Below are 23,394 nucleotides of genomic sequence, written 5' to 3' on the forward strand. Positions count from 1 at the left end.
ATTGAAATCGGCGTACTTTACTGATTTTGCATACACGTATCCCGGTGCGCGAATTTTTCGCTACACAGAAAGTGTTTGCTGCTCGTAGGTATCGATAATAGTCTTTTTGACTACCCAATTTTGGGTGCGATTTCGCAAATAAAATATCATTCAATGATGATGAAGGATTTATTTTGTTCGTCGGTGGCGCATCTATTCTTTACGGTCGTGTGAATACATAACGCAACTCTGCGCTTCATATTCATTTGTCCGTCCGCGCGACCTCTCGACGACCAGGCAGGCGAAGGCAGCGAGGATAGGCGAATGGGGCTGGCAAAGATGATCGAAGTCGTGGATTCGGCTGTCGAGCGAGGCGTGTTCGAGGGGCATATCGCCAACGCGGTTCTTAACCTGGTGAACTTCGGCGTCATCGTCGTCGATGGCCAGGGTTGCACCTACGCCGCCAACGATCTGGCCTGGGGCTACGTGGCCCGGGGAGACGGTCTGGCCGAGAAGAGTGGCCTGTTGGCGGCCGAAAGCGAGTCCGAGACCGAGGCCCTGCGGAGTCGCATCGCCGGGGCGGTTCACCAAGGGCGCTCCGGGGCGATGCAGATCCATCGTTCGCGCACCGCCAAGCCGCTGGTGCTGCTGATCGAACCGTTGTCGGCCGGCGATGGCGCTTTCCGCTGCGCGCTGATCACCGTGCGCGAGGTCGGTCGCACCTCGCCGCGCCTGGCCGAGCGGGCGCGGATGATGTTCAGCTTCTCGCCGGCGGAGGCCGAGATCGTTTCCAGGGTCGCCCAGGGTCGCGAACCGGCCGAGATCGCCGCCGAGCGCCACGTCAGCATCAATACCCTGCGGGTGCAGATGGCTTCGGCCATGATCAAGGTCGGCGTGCATCGCCAAGCCGAGTTGGTCTCGGTGATTTCATCGGCCGACATCCTGGAGTGATGGTCGGTTCCGGCTCGTGGAACAAAATCTACACAATATAGTAAGGCGTTGTTATTGTTGGGTGTTCTTGATGTGGTAGTATTTGTAGGTCGCGGGACAAGGCCTCCCCCGTTTTGTCTTCTCCGCGACTGGGATCGGTTCGTCGATGTTACTGCAAAGTCATCGACGATCATCGACGGCGCCCCCGCCCGTCGAGCGCCGGATCAGGGCATCAGCACCATGCCCTGATCCGGCGTCGGTCAATCAGCCGCACCGATCGCGCCGATGCTGGGGATTTTGTCTCGTCAGAGATCGAAAATATTCAAAGCTAATAGCTACGCCACCTCACTAGTAAATTCTTACTAGTGAGGTGGCTCTATGTGAAGTTGCGTATCAAATATTGCATAGCGGCGATACGTCATTATTGTTACATAATTTGTTTACCATATTTTGCGGCCGGTTGCTTAACCTCGACCCGCGATGATCATCCCATCATCCGCAAATGGGGTTAGCTATGCGTATCAAGATGCTCCTGGCTGCGGCCGCCTTGCTTGGCCTGGCCACCAGCGCCGTCGCCGCGCCGAACGACGCCGCGCCGAACAATTATGAACTTCGCCTCGAAGGCCATGTGCCGGTCATCTGCCGCGTGGACCTGGAAAACAGCTCCGCCTCGACCAGCCAGGCGACCGAGCTGGGTCGCATGACCGAGTTCTGCAACAGCGCCGCCGGCTACGAGGTCTGGCTGTCGCACGCCCAGGGCCTGCATGACGCCGCGGTCTATGTCGACGGCCAGCGGATCGCCCTGTCGTCGACCGGCGCCACCCTGATCAGCCGTTCGGCGACGGCCGCCTCGCAGGCGCACATGGTGCGGCTGGACCCGGGCGCGGACGCCGGCCAGGTCGGTGATCTTTCGCTGCGGATCACCGCGCTCTGACGACGACGGAGCGCCGCCGCCGGAGCGCCTGTCGCCCTACATGCAGGCGACGGGCGCGGACGCCGGCGGCACCGCCAGGGGCGTGATCGTCACGGTCAGGATGTCCTGGTAGTTGGGCGCGGGAACCTTGCCCGCGCCGCCCTCCAGCAGGGTCGGGGTCACGGCCAGATACTGGCCCGTCAGTCCCGCCCGCTGGCAGGTCACGGTGGCGAAGGTGGGCGAGGCCGTGGTCTTGGACTGGCCCAGGAAATCCAGAACATACGGGATCCGCTGGTTGGTCGTCGCCAGGGACCCGCCCGGATAGGTCATCCGGAACTGGTTCTGGGAGGTCAGGGCCACCGAATAGGGGCCCGAGCTGGCCACCCGCACGTTGCCGGTCCGCTGCTTCACCGAATTGGGCGTGGCGGGCAGGGCGGCGGTGGTCAGGTTGCCGATCTCGCCGAAGTCGAGGGCCGGGCCCACGAAGCTGGCCTGCAGGGCGCTCAGCACGTTGATCCGCACGTCCAGCGAATTGGGGATGACCCCCGTATCGCCGGCCGCGCCGCCGGTGCCCTTGCAGTAGTATTTCAGGTCCAGATAGAGGTCGGTCGTCCCGGCCGGCAGGTCCGCGCCGCTGGGCACGGTCACCGTCACCGTGAAGGTCTGGACGTCGGGCTGGCCGACGCCGCCGAAGTTCAACTCGACCTCGTTGGGGTTGGTGTTGTTGGGGTCGAGGATGTGTCCCGGCGGGTTCTCGAGGATCGGGCCGCCCGTCGCGGTCTGGATGATGGTCAGGCTGGAGGGCGTGTCGGGCCGGCGCAGATAGATGAAATTGACCTCCTGCGTCTTCTTGCCGCCGACCGCCGGCGGACGGTGGGCCGTGATCGTCAGGGTCTGCACCGTCGTGCCGCTGGGGTTGAACGGGTCGAAATTGCCCGACAGCACCACCGGGTCGAAGGTGACGCACTGGGCCATGGCCGACCCGCCGGCCAGCAGGCTGGCGCCGGCGACGAGTCCGAGGAGCAGCCTGGGGCGGCGGGGGGTCATGGTTGGCCTCCGGAGGTGTTGGGTTTGAGGTCGCCGGTCTTGACGAAACCCTCAGCGCTGGCGGGGATATCGAGCCGGTAGACCGTGGGGGGCGTGGTCCCCATCTCGATCCGCCATTGGCCCGGCCGCAGGCCCGAGGCGCCGAAGCGGCCGTCGCGGTTGGTGAACAGGATGACCGGCGCCTGGTCGGGCTTGGCGACCTCGGTCGCCCGGCCCGAGATCAGGACCAGCGGCGCGCCGTCGGCGTCGAGCAGGCGGCCGATGGCGGTGATCGAGTAGTCCGAGCCCACCACCAGCTTGTAGCCGCCGCGATAGGGCGGGAAGACCCGGAAGGAGCCCGTGCCCAGGTCATATCCCGGCGAGGCGTTGGTCGCGTCCACCGTGATCGTCCGTTCGGCATAGGCGCTGAGGTTGGTCTCGAGCGCCGTGCCCAGTGCGCCGGTGTTGGAGGTGTAGCCGAACGGCGTCGGGTTCACCGTGATGTCGGCGCCCTTCAGGCTCTTGTGGCCCTGGACGATGGCGAAGCTGTCGTAGATCGGCCGGCCGATCGACACGGCGCCGTCGGCGAAGCCGATCGAGGTGCCCAGCCGCAGGGAGGTGCGGCCGTTGTCGGGCCCGTCGAAGGCGGTGAAGTGCGACAGGCCCAGCTCCGCCCGGTTGGCGATGTAGTTGAGGCTGCCGTTGAAGGCGGAGTCGTCGGGCGAGCGCGACACCTCGGCATAGGCGTTGTAGGAGCCCACGCCCTGGCCGTGCAGCACCTGGTAGGCCAGGCGGGCCCGATCCTCGCGGCCGTCATACTCGGCGCGCAGGCTGGAATTGTTCGAGAACTGCCAGCTGAGCGAGATGAAGGCCGAGGTCTCGCGCCGTCCCGGCACGTCGTCGTACATCAGGTTGGCGGTCAGGGCGAGGTTGGAGGCCAGGCGGTAGCCGAGGCCCAGGCGGTAGCTGCTGGCGTCGGGATAGTTGTCGCGGCCGTTGGAATAGCGGGCGTCGAGGCTGGCATAGACCGCGTCGCTGAAGGCGTGCGAATAGCCGACCCCCAGCTCGTAGTTGTAGCGGTTGTCGGGGATGAACGTCCCCACCGGCCCGAACTCGCGGCTGCGGGTCTCGAGCGACAGGTTCAGGGCGTCGGCCTGGCCGCCGGCGAACTGGAACAGCCGCTGGAAGGTGACGGTCGCCGCGTAGCCCGAGCCGAAGGTGTCGATGTGCGACAGGCCGAAATCGACGCCCAGGGTGCCGAAGGGCGTTCCGAACAGGCCCTCGGCCCCGGCCATCACCGTGCGCTCGTCGCCCTGGGCGTTGACGCCCAGGGTCACCCGGTTGGTGATCCCGCGGCGATAGAAGCCGCTGGCGGTGAAGTTGTCCTGGTAGTCGGGTCCGTCGGCCAGCAGCGGCGCCATGACGCCGGCGTAGAGGCCGAACTCCGACAGGCCGGGATCCAGCTGGGCCCGGTCGAAGAAGACGTTGAAGCGCAGGGTCTCGCGGCGTCCGGTGTCGTCCTCGATCACCAGGCGCACGTCGTTGGAGCCCTGGGCGAACGGGAAGTCGCGGACGTTGTAGCGGCCGGGGTCCAGGTGCAGGCGACGGGTCAGCTGGTTGTTGAGGATGACGCTGACGTCGGAGGACCGCGCCAGGGTGAAGCTCTCCTGGCCCCGAGGCCGCGCGATGGTCTGCGGCTGCAGCACGCTGTAGGAGCGGAAGATCGAGATCCCGGCGATGTCGGGCGCCGACTGGAACCCGCGGCTGGTGGCCTGCAGGTCGCCGGCTGTCCAGCGCAGGGTGTTCTTGACGTCGTCGAACACGACGCGGGTGCCCAGGCGCTGGTAGTCGTTGGTCGCGCCCGGCTGCCACACCGCCTCGTTCTCCAGCACGAAGCCGTTCAGGCGGATGGCGCTGTCGAGCAGGAAGGTCGGGTCGCCGAAGCCGTCGCCCTGGCCCTGTTCGACATAGTCGACCGAGCCGCGGACGTTGAGGTAGCCGCTGAACCCCGCCGGCGGGACGTACGAGCCGAGGCTCGCGCGGTCCATCGCCGAGATCTGCAGGCTGCGCACGGCCTTCAGCTCGGGGGGGATCTGCAGGCGCAGCTCCAACGTGCGCGGGTCGTAGGTCATCTGGATCCGGGCATGGGTCACCGCGTCCGGTCCCACCATCAGCCGGCCGTTGAAGGCCGACTTCAGGGCGACCATCGAGGGGCCGTCGAGCACGCCGGACAGCAGGCCCAGCAGCCGGTCGGACGGCATCGACAGCTGTCCGTCGGCCGAGATCGTCAGCGGCATGTCGCCGAGGTAGAAGTCGCCGTCCTTCAGCGGAACCGTCAGGTTCACGTCGCGGCCTGTGGGGTTCAGCTGACGCTGGGCCTCCGCCGGGCTGACGGCGCGGGTCGGTTCCTGGGCGCCCATGGGGGCGATGGCGCCGCCGACGGCCGGGGTCGAGGCCGGCGCCGCCAGGGCGACGACCGGAGTCGCGCTCGCCAGGCAGCAGGCCAGGAGCCAGCAGCGGTAGGCGGTGAGCCTAGCGCCCTTCATCGGACGAGAACTGGGCTTCAAGGGAGCCTCCTGCTGCCGCGGTCAAGGGCAGTTCGATGGGAACGGCGATCCGGCGCGTCTGGCCGGGTGCGATCAGGCCAAAGCCGATCGTCTGCTGGATTTCGGGGCCGGGAAGGGTCCGTTGGAACACGGCCTTGCCGGTCGCGTCCTTCTCGGTGATCCGCAGGCGTCCGCGCGACAGGTAGCCGTGCGTGTTGGAGGTGTTGGCCATGTAGACGACGGCGATCGGCTTGCCGGCGGCGTCGACGCCGATCTCGGCCTTCGACAGCGACAGGCTGGGCTTGCCGCCGATGGGGCTGACGCTGGCCAGGACCTGGAAATTGTAGAGGATCTGGATGGCCGACTGGCCCTCCGGCAGCTTCACCGGCATCTGGGCGACGGTGACATAGTAGTGCTTGCTCTGCGCCAGGGCCGGGTCGCCGACCCACTGGATGCGGAACGCCTGGGTCTCGCCGGGCTGGATCACCGCCTGGGGCGGGAAGATCAGCAGGTCGTTGGACGGGGTGTCGCCTGGATGGGCCCCCTTGTCGTCGAAGGTCAGCTCCTCGGCGCGCAGTTCGACGGGCAGCGGGTTGGCGAAGGTGTTCTGCACCGTGACGATCTGCGACATGCCGCGACCGGTCGGCTTCAGGTCGATGACGACCGGTTGCACCGTCATCGCGACAGCGCGTCCGCCGGCGCCGGGCAGGCCCGCTCCAGGCAGGCTCGCCAGGATCAGGCTCGCGGCGGCGACGGCTCCGAGCCAGCGCTTGCGATTGTTCTTCGAACGCATCATGCCGGTTCCATTCCTAGGGTTCAGTTGGACGCTTCGAGCTCGACGACGAGCGTTCCGGAATAGTCGCCCGCCACCAGCGGCGCTCCGCCGCCGGCCACGTCGACCACGAGGTTCATCTGGCCCGCGGCGCCGTTGGCGGTGCGCAGGTCGATGGGGGTGAGGGCGGCGCTGGAGCCGACGGCGCGAGCCCCGGCCCAGTCGGCCGAGAGCTGGAAGCCGAGGCGGTCGCGGAAGCCGGGGGCGGGCGCCGCTCCGGTCGCGCGGGTCAGGCCCGTCCCGTCGGTCCGCACGGTCAGCCGGTGGGCCGAGTTGCAGACCACGGGGAAGGCCAGGCTGATCGAGGCCGCGCGCGGCTGGGCCGTTTGCGGGTCGACGAACTGGGTGAAGCGGACCACGCCGGCCTGGCCGCCCTGGGCGGAGAAGCTGGCGTTGGACCCGGCGGCCGCGGCGGGCGGCGACAGCACGCAGGCGCTGGGGGCCCGGCCGAACAGGTCCAGCGAGCTGCTGGCCCGGTCGCCGGTCGAGGCCGTCTGAGCCCAGGTGGCGAGGGGGGCGGTGGTCGCGGCGAGGGTCGCGGCGATGAGGACGAGGGCGGTTTTCATTGGGGTTCCACCGTCAGTCGCAGGGTGTCGCGATAGACGCCGGACACCAGCGGAGCATTGGTCTGCAGGTTGGTCGCGCCTGGCTGGATATCGAGCCGCAGCACGATGGCGCCGGCCACGGGGCGATCGACGGCCTGGGTGCGGTCGCGGATCCGGCGGGCGCTGGCGTCGGCCTGGAGGCTGGTGTTGATCGGCCCCCAGACCAGGGTGGCGGTGTAGGGCACCGCGTCGCTGAAGCCGGTCGGGGCCGGGGTGAGGCCCAGCTCGGACCGCCACAGGCCATTGTTGCGGCTTTCCAGCACGACCTGGTGGGCGAAGTTGCAGACCGCCGCGAAGCTGATCTCCGCCGAGGCGGCGCGCGTCGACAGGGTGACCGGGTCGGTCAGCTGGTCGACCTCGAGGCTGCTGCCGTTCAGCGTCCGGAAATTGTTCAGGGCGCCGCCGGCCAGGGTCGGCGAGGCGAGGGTGCAGACCTGGGGCACGCGTCCCCGCACCAGCATGTTGCGGGTGTTGTCGCCGTCGGTCTGGGCTCGCGCCGCCTGTCCGGCCAGGAGAAGGGCCAGGGCCGAGGCGGCGGTCAGGGCGGTCGCCGCGAGGATGTTCGGGCTGTTCATGGCGCGTCTCCTTCAGCTGGCCGCGGCCAGGGTGACGACCACGGCGCCTTGGTAGGTGTCGTCGGCCACGGGGTGCAGGGCGTCGCCGCCCGTCGTCGCGAAGTTCGACAGGCTGATCGTGATGTCGGCCGCGCCGGGGGTTTCGCGGACCTGGGTGGCGGCCGCGTTGACGCTGGAACCGGTCGAGTAGCTGGCGCTGGTCGGCGTCCAGCCCGAGGCTGTGGCCGTGTAGTCGACCGCGCGCGAGAAGCCGGCCGGCGGCGTGGCGGTGAAGGCCTGGGCCGTCATCGTGGTGGCGGCGATCGTCAGCTGGCTGCGCGAGCTGCACTGCGTGCCGGTCAGCACCTTGGGCGGGGCCGACAGGTCGGGTCGCAGCAGGCCGGTGGCCGTGTCGATCATCACGCCGACGTCGAACAGGTTGTCGCCGTCGCTGAGATTGCCCAGCGTGCAGATGTTGTTGGGGACGAAGCCGGAGATCTGGATCGGGCCGACGGAGTCCGATGGGCCGACGGTCTGGGCCGCCGCGGCGGTGGCCAGGGCCAGGGCCAGGGCCAGGGGCGTCAGCGTGGCCAGGAGGGGGAAGGAGCGGCGCATGGTTCAGCTCCCCGATGCGGTCAGGCCCGCGTCGGGCCCGAGGGTGATGGTGACCAGGGCCAGGTAGGCGCCCGGCTGCAGCAGGTCGTCGGTGGCGGTGGCGGTGGCGAAGTCGGAGACCACCAGGACCAGGTCGGTTTCGCGGGGCGCGGCGTTGGTCGAGCTGAGGCCGCTGCCGGACGCGCTGGAAGCGCTGGTGCGGACCGTGGCCGCCGTCGCGCCCCAGGCGTTGATCGTGCAGGTGTAGTTGACCGAGCCGACGAAGCCGGTCTGGGGCGCGCCGCTCGTCAGGGCCAGGGGCGAGGCGGCGATGGCCAGGGCCGCGCCGGCGTAGTTGCAGAACGAGCCGGGCAGGGTGATGGCCTGGGAAGCGATCGTCGCGAGGCGGCCGACCCGGGTTCCCGAGCCTTCGGAAATCTGGCCGAGCGCCAGGCCCGTCGGGTTGGGGGCGCCCAGTACGCAGAGCCGGCTGACCTGGGCGTCGAGGCCGACATTGCCCTGGACGGGCCCCTGGCCCTGGGCCTGGGCGCCGGTCGCGGCCACCGTGGCCGCGAAGGCGAGGGCGGTCGCCGCGAGTCCGACGAAACGGGTTCGATGCTGGATCATGACGACCTCCTTCTCCCTACGCTCAGGTGACCGGCGACAGGGTCACGACCACGGAGCCCGCATAGGATCCCGCGATCAGGCGTCCCCCGGTCGGAGTCGCCGGCGTGGCGAACCCGACGGTGATGTCGCTGCTGAAAATGCCCGTGGTGCTGGCCGCGCCGCCGCCACCCGTCAGGGTGCTGTCCGACGCCGAGACCGCGCCGCCGGCCGGCTGCGCCGTGGCCGTGGCGGTGTAGTCGATCCGCCGGTCGAAACCGGACGGGGCCGCATCGGTGAAGCTGGTGTTGAGGATCGGCAGGGCCTCGACCGCCATGCTGGCCGAGACGCCGTTGCACCAGCCGTTGAGGGTGGCCGTGCGGCTGGTCACCTTGCTGGCGTCCAGGCGGCCCAGGGCGGCGGTGTCGCCGCTGAGCAGGGCCAGCTCGCCCAGGTTCAGCACCACGTCGCCGGTCACGAACAGGCAGCGGTTGGCCACCGTGCCGTTGACCACCACCGTTCCCGTCTGGGACTGGGCCAGGGCCGGTCCGGCCCCGCAGACGAGCGCGAGGCTCGCCGCGGCGGCCGACAGGAGGATCTTGTGTCGCATGATCATTCTCCCGACTGACGCGGTCAGACCGGTTCGATGGTGATGGAGATGACGCTCGCGTAGTTGCCGGCCACCAGCAGGTCGCCAGCCCCGGTGTTGAGGCCGTAGGCCTTGACCGTCAGGTTGTTGGGGCTGTTGGCCAGGCTGGCCGACAGCGACTGGACGGTGGCGGCGGGCAGGGCGGCGGCGGTCACGTAGGCCACCGTCTGGGTGCTGCCCGAGGACAGGGCGGCGTCGAGCGCGGCGGTGTAGTCGATGACGCCGGTGTAGCCGGCCGGGGCCGCGGCCGACGGCGTCAGGGCCAGGCGGGTCGAGCTGATCGTCACCTTGGGCGCGGCGCTGTTGCAGTTGACCCGGAACTGGGTGGACCCGGCGGGGCTGGCGTTGGTCGAGCCCGAGAGCGTCGTGGCCAGGGTGCCGTCGGTTCCGGCCAGTTCGCCCAGCGGGATCGAGCCCGAGAAGCTGGAGCCGCTGCCGCCGGTGATGACCACGCATTTGGCCGCGACGCTGCCGGTGACGTTGACCGTGCCGGTCACCGTCTGGGCCATGACGGCCGGGGCGACGGCGAGACCCAACAGGGCGGCGCCGATCAGGATCGTCTTGTTCATCTCATTCACTCCCAATGTTGATCCGGTCTGTCCGGTCTCTTGGTTTCTTTGCCGGGGCGGTGGCCCCATCCCCCTGAAATGCCGATCGGAACCGCCGGGGGAGCGGGGCCGGAAAGGGGCGTCACGGTGAGACGCTGAGCGTCACCGTGAGCGAGTCCGCATAGGCGTTGGCGGCGGTCAGGATCGCGGGGGCGGCGTAGGCGCCGCGGTGGACCCGCAGAAACGAACCGGGGGTGTCGTAGGACGAGCCGTTCAGGCGCAACCCCTGGCCGGCCGTGGCCGGTCCCTTGAAGACGCAGCCGGCGCCCGACGAGGTTTGCAGGTCGGCCGTGTCGCAGGTGCCGCTGACCGGCGTGACCCCGGCGTCGCCCACCAGGTTCAGGTCGACGAGGTAGGGCGCCAGGTTGGTGTAGCCGACGGCGGGCGTGACGCTGGTGGCCAGCAGGCCGCCATTCTGCGAGATCACGGCGGCGCGGAACGGCACGGTGCATTCGAGCGTGAAGGGAAAGTCGGCGGAAAAGGCGTTGTTGACCTCGCCGACGTCGGTCGAACCGCTGGGCGCCAGGCCTGGGGCGAAGCCGCATCGCCCGCCCACCGACGCCGTCACGGGGATGGACAGCACGATGTTGGAGGGCGACCCGCCGGCATAGGCGGTGACCTGCGCTTGGGCGTCGTCCAGGCACATCAGGAATACAGCGCCCGCTAGAAGACAGCCACCGACGATCCAGTCCCAGCGGGACGGCTTACGTTCTGAACGGACGGCGCGCGGAACTCTCGCGTACTTCCCTGCCATGGCCCCAGCCCTTGTTTGCTTAACAAGTTCTTAATGTCTGGGTGACGATTGCAGAGAACTTAACCGGTGAAATCCCCCAGCTTGGGTACACTTGATAGTTTCACCTGATGAGGGAATTTACCTTCATTAACAAAAGCTAGTTCGGGATTAGTAATCAAAACGACTATTTTCTAACTTTAGATGCGATCGAGTTGCACCTAACTTGCGGCAAACTGCCGCTATGGTGTTCGCGTTAATCTTAGGTTGTAGAACATTAGCCCCTAGTTGGTTTTAAATAGGGAAAGATTGGATCGAAAAAACCAGGTCCAGCTAGACGCCGGCGCCACGCCGGTCGCAGGGAGGCTCAAGATGGACGGGTCGTTTTCCGCCGCGAGGATGGATGATGTCGGCGCAAGCCGTTTCTGTTTGAACGAAGACGACGTCGCTCGGGTCGTGATCGACCCGCACGGGGTGTTTCTCTGGCGCTCGCGCGCCGCCGTGGCCTTGCTGGCCGACGGAGGCCCCCTGGTCGACCGGGGCGGCAGGATCGCCGGCGCCGACCGCCGCGCTCAACAGTTCCTGATCGAGCGCCTGGCCGAAACCATCGGCGGCGAAGAGGTGTGCCAGTTCATCGACAGCGATGTGGACCGGCGCTTCCTGTTGCGCATGCGCGCCGTGAGCGAGGGCGGGACCCAGGTGGTGGTCATCACCTTCAAGGATTTCGACGCCCCCGCCCATCTCCCCAAGCTGGAGCGGCTGTTCGGCCTGAGCGCCATGGAGGCGCGGATCCTGCAGGACATCATCGAGGGCAACAGCGCCGAACGCATCGCCGACGGCAAGGGCGTCTCGATCCTGACGGTGCGCACCCACATCAAGCATATTCACGGCAAGATGGGCGTACGCTCGAAGGAAGAGATCCTGGCGATGATCGTCAAGATCTTCGCCTGACGCTCAGGCCCGCGCCGGGTTCAGCCCGTCAGGGCGCGCCGCCGCGACCAAGAAACCGGCCGGTGCGCCGGGGCGTCGGGCCGCCGTCCGTCCAGGCCAGGGCCCCGTTGACGAAGACATGCGCGATGCCCTGGGCGGCCTGGGTGGGCGCCTCATAGGTCGCGCGGTCGATGATGGTGTCGGCGTCGAACACCGTGATGTCCGCCTTCATGCCCGGCGCGATGCGTCCGCGCCCTTCCAGGCGGAAGGTCTCGGCGGCCAGGCCGGTCATCTTCCGCACCGCCGCCTCGAGGCTGATCAGTTTCAGGTCCCGCGCATAGTGGCCCAGCACGCGCGGGAAGGCGCCCCAGAGGCGCGGGTGGGGCAGGGAGTCGTGCGGCAGGCCGTCGGACCCCACCATGCAGCAGCCGTGGCTGAGGATGGCGCGCATGTCTTCCTCGGCCATCTGGAAGTAGCTGGCGCCGCCGGGCATCAGCCGTTCGGCGGTCTCGGCCTCGGTCAGGTCCCACTCCGAGGCGATGGACTTCAGCGTCCGGCCGGCGACCTCGGGGTGCGGCTCGGACCAGTTGATCAGGATCTCGACCTCGCCGTCAGCCAGGTCCGGCCGGATGATGGTGGAGCCCGCCGTGTAGGGATAGCAGTCCAGATAGACCGGCTGGTGGCGGCGGGTCTCGTCGATCAGGCCCAGGGTCTCGGCGGCCCGGCCCCAGTTGCGCACGCCGGCGCATTTGTGGTGCGACAGGACCAGGGGCGCGCGACCGGCCTCGGCGACGGCGAACGCCTCCTGCAGGGCCTCGATGATCCCCTCCCGCTCGTCGCGGATGTGGGCGGTGTAGACGCCGCCGGCCTTGGCCACCGTGTGGGCCAGGGCCTGCAGTTCCTCGACGTCGGCCGCCCAGGCGGGGGTGTAGAACACGCCGGAGCTGAGGCCGACGGCCCCGTGGTCGAGCGCGTCCTGGAGCAGGACGTTCATCCGCTGGCGCTCGTCCGGCGTCGCGGGGCGCTCCAGGTCGTCGAGGCAAAGGACGCGCAGGGCCGAATGGCCGACCAGCGCCGCCACATTGACGCGGGGGGCGGCGGCTTCGATGGCGCGCCGGTAGTCGCCGAAGGTCTCGTAGGCGAAGTCCTCGCGCGCGCCCAGCAGGTTGAACGGTTCGGCGACGGCGTCGTCGAAGCGCAGCAGCGGCGCGGAGATTCCGCAGTTGCCGACCACCACGGTGGTGACGCCCTGGCTGATCTTGGGGATCACGTCGGGCTGGGTGATGCAGACCAGGTCGTCATGGGTGTGGACGTCGATGAAGCCGGGGGCGACGATCAGGCCCGACACGTCGAACACGCGATCGACCTTCGCCGCGATCGACGGCCCGACGGCGACGATGGTGTCGCCGCGAATAACGACATCGGCCGCGAAGGCGGGCCCGCCGCCGCCGTCGATGACGAGGCCGCCTTTGAGAAGGATGTCCGTGGGGAGGATTTGGCTCGGCATGTCGCGTGTCGGATGACTCAAAAGAACGTCTTCAGCCCGCCCACGACGGTGTAGTCGTCGTCGACTTCCATCAGCAGCGACCACTTGTCGAAGGTCGTGCAGGGGTGGGAAATCTCGAAGCCCAGCAGGTCGCCGACCGCCAGGTCCGCCCCAGGGGGAACGGACAGGAAGCCGTGCTGGTCGCTCAGCTTCTCCACGACCAGACCGTCGACCGGCCGGGGCGCGGCGTGCAGGCCCTCACGAAACCAGCGCCGGGCCATGGGCAGGTGGATGTCGTGGGAGACGTCGCGCTTGCCCATCATCACGATCGCCTGGTCGGGCTGCGGCCGCGAGATCACCCGGGTCCAGACCTCCAGCGCCGGCTGGAGCCGCGGGGGCGGTCCGGCGATGCTGCGGTCGTCCATGCGGGCCAGCAGCTCGCGATAGAAGCCGCTGTCGTGGGTGACGTAGCAGCCGCTGCGCAGGACCGGGATCGCGCCGGGGGCCCGTCCCGCCAGGGCGTGGGCCACCAGGTCGTAATAGGCCGAGCCGCCGGCGGTGAGGATCACCTGGTTGGCGTCGGCGAACAGGCTTTCGGCCCTCAAGAGTTCATACAGCTGGAGAACCGAGCCCAGATAGGTGTCGACTTCGGTGGCGTCCTGGGCGGCCTGCTGGCTGAAGATCAGCCCTTCGTAGCCCTCGATGCCGTGCAGTTCGACGTGGGGCAGGGACCGCACGAGCTTGGCCAGGGCCAAGCCCTCCTGAAGCGTGCGCACGCCGCAACGACCATTGGTCATGCCGACCTCGATCAGCAGGCGTGCGGCCGGCGCGCCGGCCGCCCGGCCAAACCCCTCGGAGATCGCCCGCACGCCTTCGACGCCGTCGACGAGGACATAGCAGGGGCGATCGGGCGCCGTGGCCGTGAGCCGCGCCAGGCCATCGATCTCGGCGCGGCCGACCAGTTGGTTGGCCAGGATGATCCGCGGGGCGCCGAGGTCGTGGCACAGCTTCAGCTGGGTCATCGTCGCGACCGTCAGCCCCCAGGCCCCGGCGTCGAGCTGGCGCGTCAGCAGTTGCGGGCACATGGTCGTCTTGGCGTGGGGCGCCAGCTTGGCCCCGGCCCGGTCGACATAGGCCTGCATGACCGACAGGTTGTTGTCGAGCGCGGCGCGCCTCAGCAGCGCGACCGGCATGGGCAGGTCACCGCGAAGCGGGTTGAGGCCGCGTCCCGCCAGGTCGCCCACCGTCTGGATCGAGCCGTCGAGCGGGAGCCCCTTGGTTCCCGGCGCGAGCCGCAGGTCCTGGATGTCGCCGGGTCGCATCGTCATCTCCGGCTTCAGGCGCGCGGCGCCAGCGCGATCACCTCGATCTCGACCTTGGCGTCGATCATCAGGGGCGACTGCACGCAGGCCCGCGCCGGCATGGCCGCGCCGAAATAGGTGGCATAGACGCGGTTGAAGGCGTGGAAGTCGCGGGCGTCGTCCAGCCAGACATTGGCCTTCACCACGTCCTTCAGGGTGCAGCCGGCCTTGGCCAGGATGGTGACGAGGTTCTCGATGGTCTTGTGGGTCTGGGGCACGATGCCGCCCTCGACGACCTCGCCGTTCTCGTTCATCGCCACCTGTCCCGACACGAACACGAAGCCGTTGGCGACGGTGGCCTGGCAGAAGGGCAGGGACTGGCCGCCTGTGCCGGTGCCGGCGGCCCCGATGCGTTCAATCGACAATGAAACCTCCTGCGTTCAACGGCTAAGCCAATGAGCGGCAAAAGCCATTGTGATTGTAGTGGTGTCAACAAAAATGGAGCGAAACAATCATTTTACGCTTCGCCAAGGCGTCAGACGCGATTGCGGTCAGACAGCGATGTCACTATCTGTTGCCTGCCGACTGAAAAAAATCCGAAGATGTCCCGTACGCCAGGAGGATGTCGAAAGCCGATTCGCCAAGTCGAAACGGCCCTGGCCGGTGTCGGCGGGGATTCCGAGAGAAAGGATCAGGGGATGAGCCAGCCCGCGAAGCTGACTGACGGCGGCGATGTCCTTCCGCGGCTAAAGAGCATGATGGAGTCGATGACTCGATCAGATCTCAAGATCGCCAAGCTGATCCTGAACTCGCCCAACGAGTTCGTGCGCTCCAGCGTCCGTTCGGTCGCCACCGACCTGGGCCTCAGCGAGCCGACCGTCATGCGGTTCTGCCGGACGATCGGCTGCGAGGGCTTCAAGGACCTGAAGTTCCGACTCATCCAGGAACTGGCCCTGGCGCAGGCCATGACGGACCAGCGCGAGCGGGCCGCCCGGCCGGCCCCGGTGCTCGAGGACGTCGCGGCGGGAGACGGCCTGGTCGGCGACCGCATCTTCGACACCATCGTCGAGGCCCTGACCCGTACGCGCGACACCCTGGTCGAGAACGACCTGCTGGCGGCGGCGGCGGCGATCGCCAAGGCCGGGCGGGTGGTCGTCTACGGGATCGGCGGCAGTTCGGCCGCCCTGGCGACGGAGATCCACAACCGCCTGTTCCGCCTCGACGTTTCGGTCATGGTGTTCACCGACGGCTACGCGCAGCGGATGTCGGCCTCGATCCTGTCCGAGGGCGACGTGGCGATCTTCCTGTCCTCGACCGGCCGGCCGCGAGAGCTGCAGGAAAGCATGGAGCTGGCCAAGTACTACAAGGCCACCTGCGTCGCGATCACCGACGGCGAGTCGCCGCTCGGGCGCGACGCCGACATCTGCCTGCACGTGGGACTTTCCGCGTCGGGGGTGGAGGAATTCCAGCCCAACCCGATGCGGTTCGCCCAGCTTTTCGTCATCGACCGGCTGGCCTATGCGGTGGCCACGCTGCTGGGCGAGCGGGCCCATCTGACGCTGCGCCGCACGCGCGGCAGCGTCGCCTGGCTGCACGGCATCGCCCCGCAGCAGCCGATCGGCGACTGAGCGGGGCGCCGCCCCGCCTCACGGCGCCGGATCGGGCGTCAGCGACACCGCGTCGATGGCCCACAGCGTCTCCTGCGACGGCCGGTTGAAGGTGAAACACAGGTCATGGACGCCCGGTGACGGCGGGATACGTCCGACCACCTCCGAGAGCCCGGCCTTGCGGGGGGCCGCTTCGGTCATCGGCGCGACGGCGAGGGTCTCGCCTTCGCAGAGCGCGCCGCTCCCGGTCCGTCGGCGCACCACCAGCTCGCCGTAGGGGCTGGACTTGGGCGGATCGAATTGCACGATGCGCCGCCCGCCGGCCAGCTGGAAGTTGAACGGAACCTGACCCACCTGGGCCCGCAGCGTCAGCCCCTTCGAAAGATCGACGCCCGGCCAGATCCAGCAGGGCTTGTAGATGCTGATCATGAAGACGGGCCGCTGGCCTTCGGCCGGGAAGTCGGCCTCCAGCCGCAGCGGCACGCTGTCGCCGCAAGCCTTGAGGGCCGCGCTGCCCCGCGTGGCCATCGCCCGGGTCGAGATCTCGAAGTCGCGCACGCCGCCCAGGGGCTCGCCGTTCAGGAAGGTCCGCGCCCGCAGCCGCGTCCCATTCGCCAGCGTCAGGGGCCCGGCGTAGAGCGGGGAGCTGGCCGTGGGGGCCGCGCCGCCCAGGGCGTAGCGGACTTCGCCAAGGCCCAGAGGCGAGGCCAGGCCTACGCTCAGGCCGCCGGTTGACGGCGACAGGGCGGCCTCGGGCTCGAACGGCGTGTCGTCATGGGCGACGCCGAGCGCGCCCAGCTGGCTCAGCGTGACCGGCAGGCCGGCGCTGTAGCGCGACCAGTCCCGGCGGTCCTGGGTCGTCCAGCCCAGTTCGGCCACGGCCGTCAGGCGCGGGAACGCCATCGTCTCGAAGCGCCGGGCCGTGCGCATGTGCTCGGTCCAGGCGTTGGCCTGGACACCGAGGATGCGACGCTGCTGATCCGGGGTCAGGCCGTCCAGACGCGGGTCGAAGCTGTAGACGCCGCGCAGCGTCGACAGCTCGCTGCGGCCGGGCGGTTCCCGGGCCGAGAGGCTCTGGCGGCTGTCGAGATAGAGCTGCGGTTGCGGCGTCAGGATCGTGTCGTGGCCGAGCCGCGCCGCGAGGGTCGCCCGGTCCAGGCCGCGCCAGGCCATGATGACGGCGTCGGCGTCGGCGCCGCCCTCGAGGATCTCGTCCCAGCCGATCACGCGGCGACCCTTGGCGGCCAGGTGGGCGCTGATGCGGCTGATGAACCAGCTCTGCAGCTTGTCCTCGTTCTCCAGGCCCAGCGCCTTCATCCGCGCCTGGACGCGAGGATCGGCCTGCCACTGGTTCTTGATCGCCTCGTCGCCGCCGATGTGGATGTAGGGGCTGGGGAACAGGGCGCTGACCTCGTCGAGGATGGCCTCGAGGAAGGTGAAGGTCGCCTCGTCGGTCCCGTAGAGGTTGCTGTAGACGCCCCAGTCGGACATGCCAGAGGTGGGCGTCGCGCCCGTGACGCCGAACTGCGGATAGGCGGTCAGCGCCGCGGTGGCGTGGCCGGGCAGCTCGATCTCGGGCACGATCATGATGTTGCGCGCCTGGGCGTAGGCGACCAGGTCGCGGACCTGATCCTGGGTGTAGAACCCGCCGTATCGCTGGGGCCGGCGGGGCGCGGGGCGGGCGGCGTCCGCGCCCTTGGGTGCGCGCCAGGCGCCGACCGTGGTCAGTTTGGGATAGGCCTTGATCTCCAGGCGCCAGCCCTGGTCGTCGGTCAGGTGCCAGTGCAGGACGTTGAGCTTGTAGGCGGCCATGGCGTCGATCAGGCGCTTCAGCTCCTCGAGGGTCTGGAAGTGCCGGGCCGAGTCGACCATCAGGCCGCGCCAGGCATAGCGGGGGCTGTCGGTGATCGTCATGGCGGGGAGGGCGGGCTCGCGCGCCCGGCTGTCCTGGGTCGCCAGTTGCCAGACCGTCACGGCCCCATAGAACAGGCCCTTGCGGTCGCCGGCGGAGATCTCGACCCCTGACGGCGCGACCCGCACCGCATAGGCCTCGCCGGCGCTGCCTGATCGGGTGAGCGAGATGGCGCCGGCCGGCGGCGGGCCGCCTTCGACGACGCGGGGCCGCGGCTTGCCGGCGCGGGCCAGGAGCTCGCCGAGCTGCAGCGCCACCTGGCGGGCTTCGGCGTCGCCAGCCGGCGTATGGATCAGCGTGCGCCGCGTCAGGTGAAAGCTGCCCGCCTGGGGCGTCACCTCCGCCGGCCAGGGAACCAGGGTGGGGGTCGCCATGGCCGGCGCGCCGAGGCAGAAGGCGCCCACAAGCGCCAGCAACAACGGTCGCAGGATCCTGATCGCCATCATCTTGTGGTCCCTCCCAGCACTTTCGCAATCATGTTTGATAGTGTGACTACATGGCCGTTGGCGTCAGGTCGAGAGGGAGGCGGACTCCGGGTCAGGCGTCACGGGTGCGTCTACAGGGCGGGAATATGTTGAATAATATCAGGAATGGAGCGCCCTGACCTGTCCAGGGCGCCGGTGGATGATCTCTGGCTGGGAGGGAGCGGGAGAGCGGGTGTTTCAACAGTTTGGCGGTTTTATAAGATATTGAAAATATTGAATAATATCAAAATTCCATTTTCATTTTGTCCCGCTTCATTTATAAACGCTACATAAATGAATGTTTTGTGATTGACGGTTCCGCGGGCCTGTGGCTATCGTCCCCTCGTTCCGATCAAGGCTTCCATGAAGCGACAGGCATGCTCGATTTCAAGTATGCCCGGCATTTATCGGAGAAGTTGTAAAGTTTAGGCGATGCGACAAACTTGAGTCGTGAGTAAAAATAAAAGTAGCGCGTTGCCTTTGGCGTCCATCTGTACGGAAGCCGCTCAAGAGTAGACGTCTCAACATGGGGGGTAAAAACTTGTCCAAGATGAATCATCGATTCTATGCATGCTCGGCGTCCGTGCTGGCGCTGTTGTCCTGGGGGGCGACGGCCAGTGCGCAGGAGCAGGCTGGCGCGCCCGCCGCGAATGACACGTCGCGCGTCGAGGAAATCGTCGTCACCGGTTCGCGGATCGCCTCGCGAGGCTTCACCCAGCCGACGCCGACCACGACGGTCACGTCCGAAGACCTCGAGAGGGCCGCCCAGCCCAACATCTTCCAGGCGATTGTCCAGATGCCGGCGCTGCAGGGCAGCACGGGCCGGACGACCTCCGCCAACAGCACCAGCAGCGGAATCCAGGGCCTGAGCTCGCTCAGCCTGCGGGGCCTCGGGCCGATCCGCACCCTGACCCTGCTGGACGGCCAGCGCGTGACGCCGGCCAACGTCACGGGCGTCACCGACGTCAGCCAGTTTCCGCAGCTTCTGATCAAGCGGGTCGACGTGGTGACGGGCGGCGCGTCGGCCTCCTACGGCTCCGACGCCATCGGCGGCGTGGTCAACTTCGTGACCGACAAGACGTTCGAGGGCCTGAAGATCCGCCTCGAGGGCGGCGAGAGCAAGTATCGCGACAACGACACCTTCGTCGCCCAGGCCGCCGTGGGCAAAGCCTTCCTGAACGACCGCCTGCGGGTCGTCGCCAGCGGCGAGTTCAGCCGCGAGGCCGGCGTCCTGGCCGGTGATTTCGGCCTGGCCAGCGCGGGCGGACGGGACTGGTTCACCTCGCCCTCGATCCAGGTGCGCCCGGTCGCCGCCACGACCGACGGCCGGCCCCAGTACCGGGTGATCCAGAACGCGCAGCAGATCCAGTACACCAAGTACGGCCTGATCACGAACGGCCCGCTGCAGGGCATCGCCTTCGGTCCCGGCGGCGCGCCGCGACAGTTCCAGTACGGCTCCAACGGCGCGCCGACCGGCACGGGCGCGGTGACCAACTGCTTCAACCCATTCTGCGTCGGCGGCGACCTCAGCGGCAACATCGGCGCCAGCCCCACCCTGGCGGGACGGCTGAAGCGCAAGGTGGCCTACGGCCGCGTCAGCTACAGGTTCGGCGACGACGACGAGATCTACCTCACCACCAACGTCGCCGTGGTCAATTCGCTGAACCAGCCCAACCGCGGCGCCGAGAAGGCCGGCCTCACCATCCAGTGCGAGAACCCGTTCGTTCCGGCGGCGATCCGCACGGCCTGCGCGACCAACAACATCACCAGCTTCCAGTTCGGCACCAGCAACGGCGGCTTCGGGCCGATCAATGTCAACGCCAAGCGGGAGCAGGAGCGCTTCGTCGTGGGCGCCACCGGCACGCGCGAGGCCTTCGGAACCTCGTGGTCGTACGACGCCTACTACGCCTACGGGCAGAACCGGACCAGCATCGACGTCGACAACATCTCGCTGACGCCGCGCTACAACGCGGCGATCGACGCGATCGCCGGGCCGAATGGCACGGTGATCTGCCGCGACCCGGTGGCCCGCGCCAACGGCTGCGTGCCGCTGAACGTGATCGGGCAGGTCGCCCTCGACCCCGCGGCCCTGGCCTATGTGATGCCGGCCAACGGTCCCAAGCAGCGGTCGCGCCAGATCGAGTCGGTCGCCAGCTTCAACATCACCGGCGAGCCGTTCTCGTCGTGGGCCGGCCCGATCGCCATCGCCGCCGGCGCCGAGTGGCGCGAAGAAGACTACCGCACCACCGCCGACCCCTATGGCGACGGCGTCACCGCCGCGAACCCCTATGACGCCGCCTATCCGGCCGACCCGGTGGTCCGGGCGTCGGGCAACAACTGGTACGCCGGCAACTATCACGCCGGTCACGGCTACTACCACGTGATCGAAGGCTACCTGGAAGCCAACGTCCCGATCCTGAAGTCCGACAGCCTGGGCGAGGCCAACATCAACGGCGCGGTGCGCCAGACCAAGTACAGCACCGCGGGCAATGTCACCGCGTGGAAGCTGGGCGGCGTCTGGAAGACTCCCGTCGAGGGCCTGCGCTTCCGCGCGGTGACCTCGCGCGACATCCGCGCGCCCAACCTCAGCGAGCTGTTCGCCCCGCCCGTCGTGACCAACGCCACCGTCATCTACAAGGGCGTCGCCACCAACGTCCTGCAGGAGATCGTCGGCAACACCAACCTGCGGCCCGAGATCGCCCGCAACACCGAGGTCGGCGTGGTGCTGTCCGAGCCGAAGTGGCTGCCGGGCTTCAGCCTGTCGGTCGACTATTTCGACATCAAGGTCGACGGCGCGATCAACTCCCTGGCCGCCCAGGACCTGGTCGACCTCTGCGTCGCCGGCAACCAGGAAATCTGCGGCGCGATGCTGCTGACCAGCCCCTTGCCCAACACCAACTATGTGCGGGTGCAGTCCTTCAACGTGGCCTCGATGCGCAACAAGGGCGTCGATATCGAGGCGGTCTATCGCAAGGATCTCGGCGACTGGGGCCTGCCGGGCTCGATCGCGGTGCGCGCCCTGGCCACCCACACCATCAGCTTCGTGGCCAAGTCCGGCGTCCTGGGCACCATTCCGGTGGAGATCGCCGGGGTCAACGGGGGCAGCTCGCTCAACAATCTGGGCAACACGCCCGACTGGAAGGCGACCTTCTCGCAGACCTGGAGCACCGGCAAGCTGAGCCTCTCGCTCTATGAGCGCTGGATCAGCGACGGCCACTACAACAACGAATACATCGAGTGCCAGACCAACTGCCCGGTCTCGACGGTGCAGCACCGCACCATCGACAGCAACAAGATGAAGGGCACCACCTATGTGGACGCCGGCGGGACCTACGACGTCAACGAAAACACCACCGCCTACTTCAAGGTGGACAACCTGTTCGACAAGGATCCGGTCGCCGCGCCGACCACCAATGTCAGCCCCGGCGTCAATCCGTACCTCTATGACGTGATCGGCCGGATGTACCGCCTGGGCGTGCGCCTGCGGTTCTAGGGCCTCTCGAACGGGCGCGCCTCTCCCGGCGCGCCCTGCGGCCGCCACGCCTCCCCGGTGATGCGGCCGCATAGCCACCCTTCGGGCCGCCTCCCTGGTCCGAAGGGTGTGGATTCCCCGGCGCCCAAGCCGAACCCCGGCGCCGGGGAATCGCTCCTATACTCCCCGCGCGGCGGGGCGTTTCCACATATGTTCGAGGGTGGCCGGTCTTGATGATGTTCGCCGTTGTCGCGCTGATCGGCCTGCTGATCGTGCTGATCGGCTGGGGCAAGGTCCCGCCCTTCCTGGCCTTCCTGCTGACGGCCCTGGCCGGAGCCCTGTGTTTCGGCATGCCGCTGGACCAGGTGGCCAAGTCGCTGGAGCACGGCGTGGGCGAGATGCTGGGCGGCCTGACGGCGATCATCTGCCTGGGGGCCATGTTCGGTCGGGCGATCGCCGACAGCGGCGCGGCCCAGAGCATCGCCCGGTCGCTGATCGGGCTGGTGGGCCTGAGGTTCATTCTCCTGGCCATGGCGCTGACCGGCCTGATCGTCGGAATCCCGCTGTTCTACAGCGTGGGGTTCGTGGTGATGATCCCGCTGATCTTCTCGGTCGCGCGCCGGGCCGAGCTGCCGCCGGTCTATGTCGGTCTTCCCCTGCTGTGCGGCCTCTCCGTGGCCCACGGCTTCCTGCCGCCCCATCCGTCGCCCACGGCGCTGGTCAAGCTGTTCGGCGCGGACACGGGCCTGACGCTGGTCTACGGCCTGGTTGTCAGCCTCGTCGCGCTCCTGGTGGCCGGGCCGCTGCTGGCCCTGACGCTCAAGCGGTTCGGCCTATGCCCGCAGGCCGCCCCCGAAGACGCCGCGCCCGTCGCCTTCCTCAGCGCCGATGCGCCGGAGGACAAGCTGCCGGGGCCGGTGAACAGCTTCTCGACCGCCCTGGCGCCGGTGGTGATGATCGCGGCGGCGACGGCGGCGATCTATGCGCTCAAGACGCCTTCCGACACCAAGACGGTCATCGGCTTCATCGGCCAGCCGGTGGTGGTCCTGTCGCTCTCACTGATCTACGCCACCTTCAGCCTGGGCGTGGCGCGCGGCGTGGCGTTCACCACCACCATGCAGCGCTACGCAGAGTCCCTGAAGGACGTCGCCGGCATCCTGCTGATCCTGGCGGGCGCTGGGGCGCTCAAGCAGGTGTTCGTCGACAGCGGGGTGAGCACGGAGCTGGGAGGCTGGCTGCAATCGGTTCCGGTGCACCCGCTGGTACTGGGCTGGCTGATCGCCATGGTGATCCGGGTGGCCCTCGGCTCGGCGACGATCGCGGGCCTGACCGCGGCCGGCCTGCTGCAGCCGGTGGTGGCGGCCAGCCACGTCGACCCCAACCTCATGGTGCTGGCGGTCGGCGCCGGCAGCCTGATGTTCTCCCACGTCAACGATCCGGGCTTCTGGCTGTTCAAGGAGTATTTCAACCTCAGCCTCAAGGACACCTTCCGGACCTGGACGGTGATGGAGAGCGTGGCGGGGACGGTGGGTCTGCTGTGCGTGCTGGGGCTCAACATGGTCGTCGGCTGACGGCGCTCTAGGAACTGCGGACACCTAGCTCAAAGGAGCGGTTTCTCGTCCGTGGCTATTCTGGCGCCCACGCCCACCCACA

20 protein-coding genes are annotated in these 23,394 nt (G+C 68.2%); 6 read left to right on the forward strand and 14 right to left on the reverse strand.

All coding sequences use genetic code 11. From position 1 onward, the window contains the following. Window positions 1–318 precede the first annotated feature (318 nt). Window positions 319–930 carry a helix-turn-helix transcriptional regulator gene (locus PMI01_RS23880; protein WP_238537116.1) on the forward strand — a complete coding sequence of 204 codons (612 nt, stop codon included), beginning with the start codon at window positions 319–321 and terminating at the stop codon, window positions 928–930. Window positions 931–1,423: 493 nt separating this feature from the next. Then, entirely contained in the window at window positions 1,424–1,843 is a 420-nt protein-coding gene (locus tag PMI01_RS23885) for a hypothetical protein (RefSeq protein ID WP_007675561.1), read from the forward strand. A gap of 36 nt (window positions 1,844–1,879) precedes the next feature. Here the strand turns inward: PMI01_RS23885 and PMI01_RS23890 are convergent, their stop codons facing one another. The 10 genes from PMI01_RS23890 to PMI01_RS23935 all read right to left on the reverse strand — a co-directional run bounded on the left by PMI01_RS23890 (window position 1,880) and on the right by PMI01_RS23935 (window position 10,485). Continuing rightward, on the reverse strand, window positions 1,880–2,869 hold the full coding sequence (locus tag PMI01_RS23890; protein WP_007675563.1) for a hypothetical protein: 990 nt from the start codon (window positions 2,867–2,869) through the stop codon (window positions 1,880–1,882). Then, entirely contained in the window at window positions 2,866–5,415 is a 2,550-nt protein-coding gene (locus tag PMI01_RS23895; RefSeq protein WP_007675565.1) for a fimbrial biogenesis outer membrane usher protein, read from the reverse strand. The genes PMI01_RS23890 and PMI01_RS23895 overlap by 4 nt, the downstream gene beginning before the upstream one ends. After that, entirely contained in the window at window positions 5,381–6,190 is an 810-nt protein-coding gene (locus PMI01_RS23900) for a fimbrial biogenesis chaperone (protein WP_007675567.1), read from the reverse strand. The genes PMI01_RS23895 and PMI01_RS23900 overlap by 35 nt, the downstream gene beginning before the upstream one ends. A 20-nt stretch (window positions 6,191–6,210) precedes the next feature. Beyond that, on the reverse strand, window positions 6,211–6,792 hold the full coding sequence (locus PMI01_RS23905; RefSeq protein WP_007675569.1) for a hypothetical protein: 582 nt from the start codon (window positions 6,790–6,792) through the stop codon (window positions 6,211–6,213). Next, a complete protein-coding gene (locus PMI01_RS23910; RefSeq protein ID WP_007675571.1) occupies window positions 6,789–7,406 on the reverse strand; it encodes a hypothetical protein in 618 nt (205 codons plus the stop codon). Before PMI01_RS23910 ends, PMI01_RS23905 begins: the two co-directional genes overlap by 4 nt. Before the next feature lie 12 nt (window positions 7,407–7,418). Further along, window positions 7,419–8,000 carry a hypothetical protein gene (locus tag PMI01_RS23915; protein WP_007675574.1) on the reverse strand — a complete coding sequence of 194 codons (582 nt, stop codon included), beginning with the start codon at window positions 7,998–8,000 and terminating at the stop codon, window positions 7,419–7,421. A 3-nt stretch (window positions 8,001–8,003) separates the two neighbouring features. Further along, the gene (locus tag PMI01_RS23920; RefSeq protein WP_007675576.1) at window positions 8,004–8,606 is read right to left on the reverse strand and encodes a hypothetical protein; all 603 of its coding nucleotides are present in this window, start codon (window positions 8,604–8,606) and stop codon (window positions 8,004–8,006) included. A 22-nt stretch (window positions 8,607–8,628) separates the two neighbouring features. After that, complete coding sequence (locus PMI01_RS23925) at window positions 8,629–9,192, reverse strand: hypothetical protein (RefSeq protein ID WP_007675579.1); 564 nt, start codon at window positions 9,190–9,192, stop codon at window positions 8,629–8,631. Between the two features lie 23 nt (window positions 9,193–9,215). Continuing rightward, on the reverse strand, window positions 9,216–9,800 hold the full coding sequence (locus PMI01_RS23930; protein ID WP_007675584.1) for a hypothetical protein: 585 nt from the start codon (window positions 9,798–9,800) through the stop codon (window positions 9,216–9,218). A gap of 121 nt (window positions 9,801–9,921) precedes the next feature. After that, a complete protein-coding gene (locus PMI01_RS23935) occupies window positions 9,922–10,485 on the reverse strand; it encodes a hypothetical protein (protein ID WP_035038230.1) in 564 nt (187 codons plus the stop codon). Window positions 10,486–10,998: 513 nt separating this feature from the next. On the opposite strand from PMI01_RS23935, the gene PMI01_RS26275 reads away from it, so the two are divergent. Then, the gene (locus tag PMI01_RS26275) at window positions 10,999–11,520 is read left to right on the forward strand and encodes a helix-turn-helix transcriptional regulator (RefSeq protein ID WP_051990030.1); all 522 of its coding nucleotides are present in this window, start codon (window positions 10,999–11,001) and stop codon (window positions 11,518–11,520) included. 28 nt (window positions 11,521–11,548) lie between these two features. Here the strand turns inward: PMI01_RS26275 and PMI01_RS23945 are convergent, their stop codons facing one another. The 3 genes from PMI01_RS23945 to PMI01_RS23955 are packed head-to-tail and all read right to left on the reverse strand — an operon-like array spanning window position 11,549 to window position 14,711. Further along, complete coding sequence (locus tag PMI01_RS23945; protein ID WP_007675602.1) at window positions 11,549–13,006, reverse strand: N-acyl-D-amino-acid deacylase family protein; 1,458 nt, start codon at window positions 13,004–13,006, stop codon at window positions 11,549–11,551. Window positions 13,007–13,023: 17 nt separating this feature from the next. Next, window positions 13,024–14,313, reverse strand: coding sequence for a hypothetical protein (locus PMI01_RS23950; protein WP_035038233.1), 1,290 nt, complete (start codon window positions 14,311–14,313; stop codon window positions 13,024–13,026). An 8-nt stretch (window positions 14,314–14,321) separates the two neighbouring features. Beyond that, window positions 14,322–14,711: a RidA family protein gene (locus PMI01_RS23955; protein WP_007675607.1), complete on the reverse strand. Its 390-nt coding sequence runs from the start codon at window positions 14,709–14,711 to the stop codon at window positions 14,322–14,324. A gap of 273 nt (window positions 14,712–14,984) precedes the next feature. Between PMI01_RS23955 and PMI01_RS23960 the strand changes: the two genes are divergently transcribed. Then, entirely contained in the window at window positions 14,985–15,914 is a 930-nt protein-coding gene (locus tag PMI01_RS23960) for a MurR/RpiR family transcriptional regulator (protein ID WP_007675611.1), read from the forward strand. An 18-nt stretch (window positions 15,915–15,932) separates the two neighbouring features. Here PMI01_RS23960 and PMI01_RS23965 read toward each other — a convergent pair whose 3' ends face one another. After that, window positions 15,933–18,251 carry a beta-N-acetylhexosaminidase gene (locus PMI01_RS23965; protein ID WP_007675614.1) on the reverse strand — a complete coding sequence of 773 codons (2,319 nt, stop codon included), beginning with the start codon at window positions 18,249–18,251 and terminating at the stop codon, window positions 15,933–15,935. Between the two features lie 568 nt (window positions 18,252–18,819). On the opposite strand from PMI01_RS23965, the gene PMI01_RS23970 reads away from it, so the two are divergent. After that, a complete protein-coding gene (locus PMI01_RS23970; RefSeq protein ID WP_035038241.1) occupies window positions 18,820–21,762 on the forward strand; it encodes a TonB-dependent receptor domain-containing protein in 2,943 nt (980 codons plus the stop codon). Window positions 21,763–21,974: 212 nt separating this feature from the next. Continuing rightward, complete coding sequence (locus PMI01_RS23975) at window positions 21,975–23,312, forward strand: GntP family permease (RefSeq protein ID WP_007675619.1); 1,338 nt, start codon at window positions 21,975–21,977, stop codon at window positions 23,310–23,312. The last annotated feature ends 82 nt before the right edge of the window (window positions 23,313–23,394 follow it).

Origin of the sequence: Caulobacter sp. AP07 (genome assembly GCF_000281955.1) — a bacterium.
Classification (GTDB): domain Bacteria; phylum Pseudomonadota; class Alphaproteobacteria; order Caulobacterales; family Caulobacteraceae; genus Caulobacter.